This is a genomic window from Micromonospora sp. NPDC049645 (assembly GCF_040675155.1).
Taxonomy (GTDB): domain Bacteria; phylum Actinomycetota; class Actinomycetes; order Mycobacteriales; family Micromonosporaceae; genus Micromonospora.
Window position 1 is genome coordinate 1 of the sequence record NZ_JBFAOI010000033.1, and the last position, 12,869, is coordinate 12,869.

Sequence of the window (12,869 nt, forward strand, 5' to 3'; positions counted from 1 at the left end):
GACCTCGTCGGCCAGTACTGGAACAGCTGACCCACACGAGAACAGCAGGACACCGACCGCTGGCCGGCACCCACCACCGGGTGCCGGCCAGCGGCGTACCCCGGTCAGTTCTTGTGGTTGTGGTTGCGCCAGATGTCGATCAGCGCGGCGATCAGCGCGAGCACGATGATGCCGGTCGCCAGCGTGAGGGACCGTTCGAAGGCAGTGGTCCAGTCGTGACTGGTGGCGAGGGACGAGAAGAACATCGACCCGACGGCGGCGATGCCGGCGGCGGCCCCGATCCGTTGACCGGTCTGGAGCATGCCCGCGCCGCTGCCGGCCTGCCCTACCGGCACCTCGGAGAGGGTGATCGTCTGGTTGGGAGCGATCACCAGGCCACTGCCGATGCCGGCGACGAGCAGGGGGCCGGCGGTGACCCAGGGCGCTGGGGCGTGCGGCGCGAGGTGCAGCGCGATCACCGTCGCGGCCAGTCCGACGATCACGGCGAGCAGGCCGATGGCGACCAGTGGCCGGCCGAAGCGGTTGACGATGCGACCACCGAGTACGGCGGCTGCCGCCGAACCCAGGGCGAACGGGGTGATGGCGAGGCCGGAGACGAGCGCGCTGTAGCCGAGACCCATCTGCAGGAACAGGGTGTAGATGAAGAAGATCGCGGTGAAGCCGCCGAAGTAGACGAGTGCCAGGATCGCGCCCAGGGTGTACGACTGGAGGCCGAACAGTCGAAGGTCGAACAGGGGTGGGTTCTGGCGGGCGTACCGCCGCTCCCAGAGCCCGAAGGCGACCAGCACCGCCAGGCCGGCCGGGATGAGAGCCCATTTCCACGGGGTGTGCCACTGCTGCTCCTGCACCAGTGGCAGCAGCACCAGGACGACCCCGACGCCGAGCAGCAGGACGCCGACGGGGTCGAGTCGACGCCAGCCGGGCTGACCGGTGGGGCGGCCGGGCAGCAGCCGCCAGCCGAGGATCACCGCGACGACGCCGACCGGCACGTTGACGAAGAACACCCACCGCCAGCCGTGTTCCTCGCCGCCGATGGCGATGAGCAGCCCGCCGAGCAGCGGCCCGACGGCGGTGGAGATGCCGATGGTGGCGCCGAGCAACCCGAACGGGCGGGCCCGTTCGGGCCCCCGGAAGAGCTGTTGGATCAGCCCGATGACCTGCGGGTTGACGATGCCGGCGGCGGCGCCCTGCAGCAGTCGGGCGATGACCAGCCACGTCGGGGAGGTGGCGAGGCCGGCGAGCGCGCTGGTGATGGTGAACAGCGCGATGCCGAAGACGAACGCGTTGCGCCGGCCCCGGGCGTCACCGAAGCGGCCGGCGGGGACGAGCGCGAGGCCGAAGGTGAGCGCGTACCCGGAGAGGATCCACTGCAGGTCGCTCGGCGACGCGTGCAGCGCCCGGTCGATGGACGGCACGGCGACGTTGACGATGCTCACGTCGAGCAGCGTCATGAACGCGGCGACGAGTCCGACGCCGACCGCCTGCCAGCGTCGTCGGTTCTCGGCCGCGCTCACCGGCTGCGGCGGCTGGGCCGTGCTCATCGCGCCCCCCGTCGACCCTCGGTCATGCATGGTTGACCGCTACCCGGGTCTGCGGGGGGCGAACCGTGCCGGTTGGTTCCGCGACTCACGCCATCTGGCGGGCGCAGAACCGGGGGCCGAAGTCGAGGCCGGCCATCGGTGAGTCCTCGCGGTGCAACAGGCCCTTCTCGGTGAGCAGGTGCAGGGGACTGCCCACCTGCTCCTCGGTCAGCCCGGACTCCTCGGCGATCAGGTCCGGGTAGGGCACCTGCCCGCGTGCTTCGAGTGTGGTGACCGCCTGGTACACCCGTTGCTCGGCCTCCGACAGTTGCACCTGCTGCATGGTTCCTCCTTCGCTCGTCCGCCGTCGCGGCGGCGGTTGCCGTGCGCCGGTTACCCCCTCGGTGCCCGAAGATGCGCACCCGATCGGGCGGTCGCCACGACAGCCGGTCCGGCGGTCGCGGCGGGGTCGTGCCCTAGGCTGCTTCCGTGATCGTTTGGGATCTCGTCGTCGTCGGCGCTGGCCCGGCCGGGCTGTCCGCGGCACATGCTGCTGCCCGTGCGGGCGTCTCCACCCTTGTTGTCGAGCGCGCCGCGCACCCGCGCTACAAGACCTGCGGCGGTGGCCTGATCGGCACCTCCCTGGCGGCCGTTCAGGATCGGATCGAGGTGCCCGCCCACGACCGCGTGGACCGGGTGACGTTCACCCGCGACGGCCGCCGGGAGTTCACCCGCCGCAACGCCAGCCCGGTGGTGACGATGGTGCGCCGCGAGGAGTTCGACGACCGGCTGCGCGAGGCGGCGGTCGCCGCCGGGGCGCAGCTGCGCGAGCGGGTCGCGGTCCGCGCGATGGAGCAGGACCCCGAGGGGGTACGCCTGCGGCTGGCCGACGGTACGACGATCGCGGCACGCACCGTGATCGGGGCGGACGGCTCATCGGGGGTGACCGCCCGGCACGTCGGGGTCCGGTACCGGCAGGTGGATCTGGGTCTGGAGTTGGAGATTCCGGTGCCGCCCGCCGAGCAGGAGCGGTGGCGGGGTCGGCTGCTGCTGGACTGGGGCGCGATGCCGGGCTCGTACGCCTGGGTCTTCCCGAAGGGCGACCGGCTGACCGTCGGTGTGATCGCTGGCCGGGGCGCGGGGGAGGGGACCCGCGACTACCTGCGGCGGTTCGTCGACCGGTTGGGCCTGACCGGGCTGCCGGCGGAGCACGACTCCGGGCACCTGACCCGTTGCCGTACGGAGGACTCACCGTTGCGCACCGGCCGGGTGCTGGTCGTGGGGGATGCGGCGGGGCTGCTGGAGCCGTGGAGCCGCGAGGGCATCAGCTTCGCATTGCGTTCCGGCGGGCTGGCGGGAGCGGCGGTCGCGGACGGGGATCTGGCCGGGTACGAGCGGGCGGTCGCCGAGCGTCTGCTGCCGGAGATGCGGGCGGGGTTCCGGCTGCTCGACGTGTTCACCCGCCGCCCGGACGTGTTCCACGCCCTGTTGGCGACCCCGCCGGGCTGGCGGATGTTCGTCCAGTTCTGCCAGGGGCGGGCCAGCTTCGACGAGATGCTGCGGCGTCGCCCCATCCGGGCAGCCCTCGCGGTGCTCGACCGGTTGTCCCATCCACCGCACCAAGCCACCCCCATTCACCCAGGATCCTAGGACGCCTTACGAGGTGTGCGCGGCTACTGGCGGCGAACGGCCCCCTCGCCGGAGAATCGCAGGGGAGTGAGGGGAGTCGCCAATGGCCGAGCAGCCGTTCACCGACGACGAGTACGCGTTCCTTCGCCACGTGCGCTTCGGGGAACTGCCGCCTGCCGTCCGCCCCGACGACCGGGTGGCTCTGACCGAGACCGATCCGGGGCGCGACCGGGCGGAGAGGACCGAGGACCCGATCCGCTGGAACGTTCAGGGCTGAGAACGCGCGACGGGCCGCGGGTGTCGCCACCCACGACCCGCCGACGATCTGCGATCAGAAGACCGGCACGCCCTCGCGGACGAGACGCCAGTTGGGCTGGAAGAAGTCGGCCGGGTCGATCGTGCCCCGAGCCTGCGCCCAGTCGATGAGCAGCTGACGGATCTCCTGCTGCGCGTTGTAGACCTGGGTCTTCACGATGCCGGGGAAGTTACCGCCGCCGCTGCGCCGGTAGTTGTTCACCGCCACCACGAACTGGGCGCTGTCGGCCACCGGAGTGTCCGTGCCGGCCAGCACCAGGCGGGTGATCCGCTGCCCCACCGGCCGGGAGATGTCGATGTCGTAGTCCACGCCGGAGAAGACGTCGTAGTTGTAGTCCGGCACCGCCGGGTCACTGATCTGCTCCGGGTCGACCGGGGCGCCCGGCGCGAGGGTGCGGAAGAACTTCGCCGAATACTCCAGGTACGCGCGCACCTCGGCGCCGCTGAGCACGACCGCCTCAAGGGTGTTGTCGTACACGTACAGGCCGGCCACGTCCCGGATCTTCACGTCACCGGCGGGGAAGACGGCGGTGCGGCTGAACGGCGCCGCGATCGACAGCACCGGCAGGTCCGCGTACGCGGTGCCGGCCAGCGCCGCGCCGACCACCTCGGTCTGCACGTGGTTGATGAAGTCCAGGATCGGCGTGTCCTTGTACCGCGACTCCGCCGCCGACAACTCCACCGTGGACGTCGCGACCACCTGGTTGACGTACGCCACGGTCTTCTGGTGCTGGGCCCGTACGGCGGCGAGCACCTTCGGGTCCTCGACCACCGTGTTGGTGTTCAGCATGGTGGCGGCCTTCTTGGTGATCGCCCACCGGCCCCGCTCACGGGCCAGGGTGAAGTCCATCCGGGTGAGCCGCTGGCCCCACTTCGACGGCTCGGAGAGCAGCACCTGCGCGCCGGTGCGCTCGTTGGTGACGAACCGCTCGACCACCTCGTTGTGCGCGTGACCGAAGAGGATCGCGTCGATCCCCGGCACCTGCTGGGCGATCAGCGCCACCGGGTTCTCGTTGGGAAGCTCCGGGCCGTAGCTGGAGGTGCCGCTGTCACCGCCGTGCGCGGAGATCAGCACGAGGTCCGCGCCGCGAGCCCGCATGATCGGCACCCACTTCGCCGCGGTCGCGATCATGTCGTCGAAGCGCAGCTTGCCCTCGACGTTGCCCCTGTCCCAGATGGCCACGCCGGGGTTGGTCAACCCCAGGATGCCGACCCGCAGGGTCGGCGCGGCGAAGCCGAGAGAAACCTTCTTGATGACGTACGGCAGGAAGGCCGGCTTGCCGGTCTTCGCGTTGACCGCGTTCGCGGCGAGCGCCGGGAAACCGAGCTGACGGATCCACAGGTCCAGCAACGGCAGACCGTAGTTGAATTCGTGGTTGCCCAGAGTAACCGCGTCGTAGTCGATGACGTTCATGGCCCGTGCCATCGGGTGCTTCTCCCCGGTGGCGGTGATGGGCTCCTGCTTGGCGTAGTACGTGGCCAACGGCGTGCCCTGGATCGTGTCGCCGGCGTCGAGCACCAGCGTCGCCTTGCCGCGCCGCTCCCGACGGATCTGGTTGATCAGGGTCGCCAGCTTCGCGACGCCGATGTCGTTCTGCTTGCTGTCGTCGTACTCGGCGTCGCGGTAGTAGTCCCAGTTGTAGACGTTGCCGTGCGTGTCCGACGTGCCCAGGAGGGTGAGGTCCCAGGTGCGCGGGCGGGCCGCGCCGGCCGCCTGCGCGGGCGCGGCGGCGATCAGCGGGGTGGTCGCCGCGGCCGCCGCGGCGACGAGCACCTGGCGGCGCGACGGGCCGGAGGGAGAGGTCATGACGTGCCTTTCCATGGGGGTGGACGCGCCTCGTGAGCGCCTTGCGCACCATAACCAGCACCCGACACGCCCGCCACGGCAGCCCCGACCGGTACAGCGGTTTCCATGAGCCGACCTGGGGTAGGGCGGTTCGGGACGAGATTCGCGGGTGAGCGCCGCTTCCCGCGCGCCAGAGGAGATATCAGTGAGCGAGGACCAGCACACCCAGCAGGACCCGACCAGCCAGTACGGCCAGCAGTCCGGTCAGCCCGCACAGCAGCAGTCAGCGCCCGGCTCGACCGGGGAGATGACCCCGAAGCCGGACCACGGCGAGGAGTCGTACCGGGGCAGCGGCAAGCTCGACGGCAAGCGGGCGCTGATCACCGGCGGTGACTCGGGGATCGGCCGGGCGATCGCGATCGCCTTCGCCCGGGAGGGCGCCGACGTGCTCATCTCCTACCTCGGCGAGGAGGAGGACGCCGACGCCCGGGAGACGATCCGGTTGGTCGAGGACGCCGGCCGGCGGGGCGTCGCCGTGCGTGGTGACATCACCGACGAGGCGCACTGCCAGGAGTTGGTCGATCGGGCGGTGCGCGAGCTGGGGGGTCTCGACGTCCTGGTGAACAACGCCGCGTACCAGATGTCGCAGGACAAGGGGATCCTGGGCATCAGCACCGAGCAGTTCGACCGGGTCTTCAAGACGAACCTGTACGCGATGTTCTGGCTCTGCAAGGCCGCCATTCCCCACCTGCCCGAGGGGTCGGCGATCATCAACACGTCGTCGATCCAGGCATTCGACCCGTCGCCGCAGCTGCTGGACTACGCCACCACCAAGGCGGGCATCGCCAACTTCACCAAGGCCCTCGCCGCCGACCTCGCCGATCAGGGCATCCGGGTCAACGCGGTCGCGCCGGGCCCGGTGTGGACGCCGCTGATCCCGTCCACCATGCCGCAGGAGAAGGTGAAGCAGTTCGGCACCGACACCCCGGAGGGGCGTCCCGGTCAGCCGGCGGAGCTGGCGCCCGCGTACGTCTTCTTCGCCTCGCAGGAATCCAGCTACGTGACGGGCGAGATCCTGGGGGTCACGGGCGGTCGACCGACCAAGTGATCCACCGCGCTGCTTGCTGATCCGGCCGGGCCGTGCGGTTCGCCCGTGCGGCCGGGCCGTGCGGTTCGCTGCGGCGGTCAGCGCGGCCAGGCGGCGAAGCGTCGGCGGACCTCGGCGACGTCGGCGGCGCCCAGGCCGTAGCGGCCGAAGCGCCGGTCGGACAGTCGGTCCAGGTAACGGCCGGCGGCGCGCACGTCGTCCGGATCCAGTGCGGGGTCGACCTGCCGTGCCAGCACCAACAGTTCGGTCACGTCGTAGTGGTCGAGGACCGCCGCCACGTCGATGAAGTCGCGAACCTCCCGCCGGTTGACCAACGCCGCGATCTTGTTGGCCACCAGGTCACGGACGTCCATCACTGGCCCGAGGTCCATCACCACCGGGCTCTGCTGGCGGTCCAACCGGGCGAGGCTGAGCCGGATCTGCCGCCCGTCGCGGCTCACCACGAAGTCCTTCATGTCCTGCTCGTACCCGTCGAACAGCTCGGCCAGCTCACTGTCCGGGTCGGCGTCGCTGACGACGAACCCGGCCCGCTCCAGGGCAACCCGTACCCCGGCGGACGCTGCCGCCGCGGCACCCTCCACGTCCGCGAAAAGGTCGACGTCCTCCGTCGGCCGGGCGACCAGCCCGTGCGCCGCCCACGCCACGCCGCCACCCAGAACGAACCGGTACGGCCCGGCGGCGGACAGCGCCACCCGGGCCACCTCCCGGTAGAACTCGTGCAGATGAGGCTCGATCACGCCGCGCGCAGGCCGCGGTGCCGGCTCTCCCACGCCTGGCGTACGCCCCGGGGCAGGTTGAGCAGTCGCCACACCCGGCGCAGCGTCCGCCCGTTGATCAGCGCGCGCAGATCCTCGGCCCGGGTGGTCTCGCGAAGCACGTTTTCGTACATCCAGAGCAGCTGGTCGGGGTCGCCGAGATCGAAGGTGCGCTCGGCGTTCCACATCAGCCGCACCGGCAACTCCACCACCCCTCGGGTGGGGCCGGTCAACTCGGCGAGCGTCCGCGCCACCACGGCGGGGCGACCCGGGCGGGCCAGGAAAGCCACGCCGGTCGCGGTGGGGGAGACGGCCTGCATGGTGTCAGGGTAACGCCCACCGGAGCCGGTGTCGCTCAGGTCGATCCCGACGCGTTGGTCAAGACGCGCCGCCCTGGTCGTCATCCCCTGGAGGTTTGTCCGTTTCGCGCGAGGGTGGTGCGGTCGGCACGTCGTGATCGACTCGAATTTCATGATGTCGCGGTGTCCGGTCGTCCGGGATGCCCCGACTTCTGTGAACCCGAGTCGATCACGGCGGGCCGGGGGCGGATTGACGCCCTAGGCTGGGCGCGGGGTGGGTGGTTTGTCCGTGACTGGGGTCTGTGGGTGGTGACCGGGCGCACCCGTGGGCTGGAATCCTGGCCGGGGCGGGGGCGTTACATACCCTGACGATCGCAGGACCACCGGCCCGCCGCGAAGGGCTGTCGCGCACTTGGGAATGCCGGCCAACGCCCGGTCGTTACGTGTCCCCACGATCGACCGCAGGTAGCGCCCCGATGGATGGGCGGCCCCGGAATGACCCCGGTCCGCCGGTCGTTACACAGGGACCCGGCGCCACGAGCCCCCCGCTCACCCGGCTGCCGACCCCGACGCCCGACAGGGCGTCACCCCCTAAGACTTTCCCCTTTTTATGTGCAGCGCCGGACGAGGTGCTCACACCCGTTACTGCCATCCCCCCGGTTGGAGTGCGGGTGTTCTACCCCCGAAGGAGCTACCCCCATGAACACGATCTTCCGTAAGAGCATGCTGTCCGTTGCCGGTCTCGCGTTCGCCGGTGGTGTCTTCGCCGGCCCGATCGCCGCCCACGCCAACCCGGTGGATGCCAAGCCGGTCGCCGTGGCCGTGCAGTCGGCGGCCCCGAAGCCGCAGGGCGACCAGTCCCACATCAGCTTGAACGACGAGCAGACCGCCAACGCCAAGGCGATCATCGCCGCCACCAAGAAGGCCGGTCTCCCGGAGCGGGCCGCGGTCATCTCGATCGCGACGAGTCTGCAGGAGTCGAAGCTGGAGAACCTGGGCCACCTCGGCGACATGAACGACCACGACTCGCTGGGCCTGTTCCAGCAGCGCCCGAGCTCGGGTTGGGGTACGCCGGAGCAGATCACCGACCCGGCCTACTCGACCACCGCGTTCCTCAAGGGCCTGAAGCAGGTCGACGGGTGGCAGGACATGCCCCTGACCGACGCCGCCCAGACCGTGCAGGTCTCGGCGTACCCGGACGCCTACGCCCAGTGGGAGCAGCAGGCCACCGACCTGGTCGCCCAGCACTGGAACAGCTGACCCACAGCACCACAACACGGCACGGGCACAGCACCACAACCGACCGCTGGCCGGCACCCGCAACCCGGGGTGCCGGCCAGTGGCATGTTCGTGCTCGCGGGGCGCATGACCCAAGCCGCGGTGCGATCGCGGACGGGCGCGGTGGGGTGTGGGAACAACCTCGGGGGCGGGCTGGTTGTGGACAGTGTCGGTGTGACTCAGTGTCCCCGGGCCTCACCCAAATTGCCCTCGCGGAATACCGTTCGGCTGGAGCCGCGTCGTGCCACTCGCCGAGAGGCGACCTGCACACCGACGTCAGCGCCGCCCCCGGCCCACCGGCCGGGGGCGGCGCTGTCTGCGTTTCCCGGTTCGCGAACCTGCCTCAGTTGACCTATGTTCAGAGGGTCGCTCGCGTGGGAGGGGGTGTCGGGGTTGGGTCTACGGACCTTCATCGAGGGCTGGCCGGTCTATCGCCAGCTCACCGGCACGGACCCGCTGGGCCGTGGCGCGGCGGCGCAGTCCGCCCGTTCGGCAGCGTTGACCGCCCGGACCGAGGACGCCGATGGCGTGGCTCGTTCGGTGTGCCCGTACTGCGCCGTTGGTTGTGGTCAGCGGGTGTTCGTGAAGGACGGGCGGGTCAGTCAGATCGAGGGTGACCCGGACAGTCCGATCTCGCGGGGTCGGCTGTGTCCGAAGGGCGCGGCCAGCAAGAGCCTGGTCACCAGCCCGCTGCGGCAGACGACGGTCCGCTACCGCCGGCCGTACTCGACGCAGTGGGAGGACCTGGAGCTCGACACCGCGCTCGACATGATCGCCGACCGGATCCTCGCCGCCCGCGAGCAGACCTGGGAGGACGTCGACACGCAGGGTCGGCCGCTCAACCGGACGCTGGGCATCTCCAGCCTGGGTGGGGCGACGCTGGACAACGAGGAGAACTACCTCATCAAGAAGTTGTTCACCGCGATGGGGGCGCTCCAGATCGAGAACCAGGCCCGTATTTGACACTCCGCCACCGTCCCCGGTCTGGGGGCCAGCTTCGGTCGTGGCGGTGCGACGGACTTCCAGCAGGACATCGCCAACGCTGACGTGATCGTCATCCAGGGTTCGAACATGGCTGAGGCGCACCCGGTGGGTTTCCAGTGGGTGATGGAGGCCAAGCGCAAGGGCGCGAAGGTCTTCCACGTCGACCCACGGTTCACCCGCACGAGCGCGGTGGCTGACTCGTACCTGCCGATCCGGGCGGGCACCGACATCGCGTTGCTCGGCGGGGTGATCCGCTACATCCTCGACAACGAGTTGGACTTCCGGGAGTACGTGCTGTCGTACACCAACGCGGCGACCATCGTGAGCGAGGAGTTCAGCGACACCGAGGACGGCGACGGCTTCTTCTCGGGCTTCGACCCGGAGACCGGCGCGTACGTGCAGGACAGCTGGCAGTACGAGGGGCACGAGGGTTCGTCGGGCAGTGGGCACACCGCCCAGGAGCGGGACAGCGCAGCGGGGTTGACGCACGAGTCGCACGGCGCGCCGGTGGGCGGGCAGACCCGACGCGACGAGACGCTCCAGCATCCGCGTTGCGTCTACCAGATCCTGAAGCGACACTTCGCCCGTTACACGCCGGAGATGGTGGAGCGGGTCTGCGGTATCCCGCAGGAGAAGTTCCTGGAGTTGGCGCAGGCGTGGACGGAGAACTCCGGCCGCGACCGCACCGGCATGCTGATCTACTCGGTGGGTTGGACGCAGCACAGCGTGGGGGTGCAGTACATCCGCACCGGGGCGATCATCCAGCTGCTGCTGGGCAACATGGGTCGCCCCGGTGGTGGGGTGATGGCGCTGCGTGGGCACGCCAGCATCCAGGGCTCGACCGACATTCCGACGTTGTTCAACCTGCTGCCGGGTTATCTGCCGATGCCGCACCACGCGGAGCACCCGACATTCGACGAGTGGGTGGACAGCATCCGGCACCCGGGGCAGAAGGGGTTCTGGGGCAACGCGCGGTCGTTCGCCGCCAGCCTGCTCAAGGCGTACTGGGGTGACGCGGCGACGCCGGAGAACGACTTCTGTTACGGCTATCTACCCCGGCTGACCGGTGATCACGGCACCTACCAGCAGGTGCTGAACATGATCGACGGGAAGATCCGAGGGTATTTCCTGCTCGGGCAGAACCCCGCGGTCGGCTCGGCGCACGGTCGGGCCCAGCGGCTCGGCATGGCCAACCTGGACTGGTTGGTCGTCCGGGACCTCTTCATGATCGAAAGTGCGACGTTCTGGCAGAACGGGCCCGAGGTCGCCACCGGTGAGATCGTGCCGCAGGAGTGCCGTACCGAGGTGTTCTTCCTGCCCGCGGCGTCGCATGTGGAGAAGGAGGGCACCTTCACCCAGACGCAGCGGTTGTTGCAGTGGCGGGAGAAGGCGGTCGAGCCGCCGGGCGACGCCCGCTCCGAGCTGTGGTTCTTCTACCACCTGGGCCGAAAACTGCGGGAGAAGCTGGCCCATTCGCCGCTGCCGCGCGACCGGGCGCTGCTCGACCTCACCTGGGACTACCCCACGCACGGTCCGCACGCGGAGCCGAGCGCCGAGGCGGTGCTGCGCGAGATCAACGGGTACGACGTGACGACCGGCCGCCCGCTGTCCGGTTTCGCCGAGGCCCGCGCGGATGGCTCCACCGCGATCGGCTGCTGGATCTACAGCGGGGTGTACGCCGACGGGGTGAACCAGGCCGCCCGGCGTAAGTCCCGGCACGAGCAGGACTGGGTGGCGGCCGAGTGGGGTTGGGCGTGGCCGGCGAACCGGCGCATCCTCTACAACCGTGCCTCCGCAGACCCGGACGGCAACCCGTGGAGTGAGCGCAAGCGCTACGTGTGGTGGGACGCGGACAAGGGTGAGTGGACCGGTTACGACGTGCCGGACTTCGAGAGGACCAAACCGCCGTCGTACCGGCCGCCAGCCGGCGCGTCCGGGACGGAGGGCATCGCCGGCGACGACCCGTTCGTCATGCAGGGCGACGGCAAGGGCTGGTTGTACGCGCCCAGCGGCGTCCTGGACGGGCCGCTGCCGACGCATTACGAGCCGGTCGAGTCTCCGGTGCGTAACCCGCTCTACGGTCAGCAGGCCAACCCAACCCGCAAGATGTACGCGCACCCGGTGAATTCGGTGAACCCGAGCCCGCCGCAGCAGCACGCTCAGGTGTTCCCGTACGTGTTCACGGTCAGCCGGCTCACCGAGCACCACACCGCCGGTGGGATGAGCCGGACCGTCTCGCCGCTGGCGGAGTTGCAACCGGAGATGTTCGTCGAGGTGTCCCCGGACCTGGCCGGTGAGGTCGGGCTGACGCATCTGGGCTGGGCGCACCTGGTCAGCGGTCGCGCGGTGATCGAGGCGAGGGTGCTGGTCACCGACCGGCTCACCCCGTTGCGGGTGGACGGTCGGATCATCCACCAGGTGTGGTTGCCGTACCACTTCGGTTTCGAGGGCCTGGTGACCGGCGACTCGGCCAACGACCTGTTCGGCATCAGCCTGGACCCGAACGTCCTGATCCAGGAGAGCAAGGTCGGCACCTGCGACGTGCGGCCGGGCCGCCGCCCCACCGGGTCGGAGTTGCTCGACCTGGTGGCCGACTACCAGCGGCGCGCCGGGATCACCCCGGGCCGGCACGCCCCGGCCGTGACCACGGACGATGAGGGAAAGGAGCACGGTGCTTCCTGACCCGAACAGCCTGTACGGTCCGTTGGACCCGGCGCCGGACGCGGGCTACGAGAACGCGCCGCCGCGGATGGGGTTCTTCACCGACACCAGCGTCTGCATCGGTTGCAAGGCCTGCGAGGTCGCCTGCAAGGAGTGGAACGGTGTGCCGGAGAGCGCCCTGGACCTGCTGGGCATGTCGTACGACAACACCGGCGCGTTGACCGCGAACTCGTGGCGACACGTCGCGTTCATCGAGCAGCCCCGCCCGGCCGGGCACCGCGCCGCGCCGGCGGACGTCCTCGGCGCGCCGGTCGACGCCGGCCCCGACCGGCCGGTCGACGCGGGACCGCAGTTCCTGGGCATGCCGGGGGCGCAGCCGCCGGGGCGGGGCACGGGCGTCGAGGGGCGCACGGATTTCCGGTGGTTGATGATGTCGGACGTCTGTAAGCACTGCACCCATGCGGCGTGTCTGGACGTGTGTCCGACGGGGTCGTTGTTCCGGACGGAGTTCGGCACGGTGGTGGTGCAGGAGGA

At 70.2% G+C, this 12,869-nt stretch carries 11 protein-coding genes; 6 read left to right on the forward strand and 5 right to left on the reverse strand.

Annotated elements, in window-relative coordinates:
- Window positions 1-104 precede the first annotated feature (104 nt).
- On the reverse strand, window positions 105-1,541 hold the full coding sequence (locus AB0J33_RS30935) for an MFS transporter (RefSeq protein ID WP_363618657.1): 1,437 nt from the start codon (window positions 1,539-1,541) through the stop codon (window positions 105-107).
- Window positions 1,542-1,626: 85 nt separating this feature from the next.
- Window positions 1,627-1,863 (reverse strand): hypothetical protein, encoded by a 237-nt coding sequence (locus AB0J33_RS30940; protein WP_030491902.1) that lies wholly within the window; start codon window positions 1,861-1,863, stop codon window positions 1,627-1,629.
- 146 nt (window positions 1,864-2,009) lie between these two features.
- Here AB0J33_RS30940 and AB0J33_RS30945 point away from each other — a divergent pair, with 146 nt between their 5' ends.
- The gene (locus AB0J33_RS30945) at window positions 2,010-3,170 is read left to right on the forward strand and encodes a geranylgeranyl reductase family protein (RefSeq protein ID WP_363618659.1); all 1,161 of its coding nucleotides are present in this window, start codon (window positions 2,010-2,012) and stop codon (window positions 3,168-3,170) included.
- Window positions 3,171-3,252: 82 nt separating this feature from the next.
- The gene (locus tag AB0J33_RS30950; RefSeq protein WP_363618661.1) at window positions 3,253-3,426 is read left to right on the forward strand and encodes a hypothetical protein; all 174 of its coding nucleotides are present in this window, start codon (window positions 3,253-3,255) and stop codon (window positions 3,424-3,426) included.
- A 54-nt stretch (window positions 3,427-3,480) separates the two neighbouring features.
- Here AB0J33_RS30950 and AB0J33_RS30955 read toward each other — a convergent pair whose 3' ends face one another.
- Window positions 3,481-5,271: a 5'-nucleotidase C-terminal domain-containing protein gene (locus tag AB0J33_RS30955; protein ID WP_363618663.1), complete on the reverse strand. Its 1,791-nt coding sequence runs from the start codon at window positions 5,269-5,271 to the stop codon at window positions 3,481-3,483.
- Window positions 5,272-5,455: 184 nt separating this feature from the next.
- Here AB0J33_RS30955 and AB0J33_RS30960 point away from each other — a divergent pair, with 184 nt between their 5' ends.
- Window positions 5,456-6,358, forward strand: a complete 903-nt coding sequence (locus AB0J33_RS30960; RefSeq protein ID WP_363618665.1) for an SDR family oxidoreductase — start codon at window positions 5,456-5,458, stop codon at window positions 6,356-6,358.
- Window positions 6,359-6,435: 77 nt separating this feature from the next.
- Here the strand turns inward: AB0J33_RS30960 and AB0J33_RS30965 are convergent, their stop codons facing one another.
- Window positions 6,436-7,095 carry a nucleotidyl transferase AbiEii/AbiGii toxin family protein gene (locus tag AB0J33_RS30965; RefSeq protein WP_363618667.1) on the reverse strand — a complete coding sequence of 220 codons (660 nt, stop codon included), beginning with the start codon at window positions 7,093-7,095 and terminating at the stop codon, window positions 6,436-6,438.
- Window positions 7,092-7,433, reverse strand: coding sequence for a hypothetical protein (locus AB0J33_RS30970; protein ID WP_363618669.1), 342 nt, complete (start codon window positions 7,431-7,433; stop codon window positions 7,092-7,094). Before AB0J33_RS30970 ends, AB0J33_RS30965 begins: the two co-directional genes overlap by 4 nt.
- A 678-nt stretch (window positions 7,434-8,111) precedes the next feature.
- On the opposite strand from AB0J33_RS30970, the gene AB0J33_RS30975 reads away from it, so the two are divergent.
- The 3 genes from AB0J33_RS30975 to AB0J33_RS30985 all read left to right on the forward strand — a co-directional run.
- Window positions 8,112-8,672, forward strand: a complete 561-nt coding sequence (locus tag AB0J33_RS30975) for a hypothetical protein (RefSeq protein WP_363618671.1) — start codon at window positions 8,112-8,114, stop codon at window positions 8,670-8,672.
- 411 nt (window positions 8,673-9,083) lie between these two features.
- Complete coding sequence (fdh, locus tag AB0J33_RS30980; RefSeq protein ID WP_363618673.1) at window positions 9,084-12,356, forward strand: formate dehydrogenase; 3,273 nt, start codon at window positions 9,084-9,086, stop codon at window positions 12,354-12,356.
- Window positions 12,346-12,869 (forward strand): 4Fe-4S dicluster domain-containing protein (locus tag AB0J33_RS30985; protein ID WP_363618675.1); only part of this gene is annotated, 524 nt, incomplete at its 3' end. The genes fdh and AB0J33_RS30985, both read left to right, overlap by 11 nt.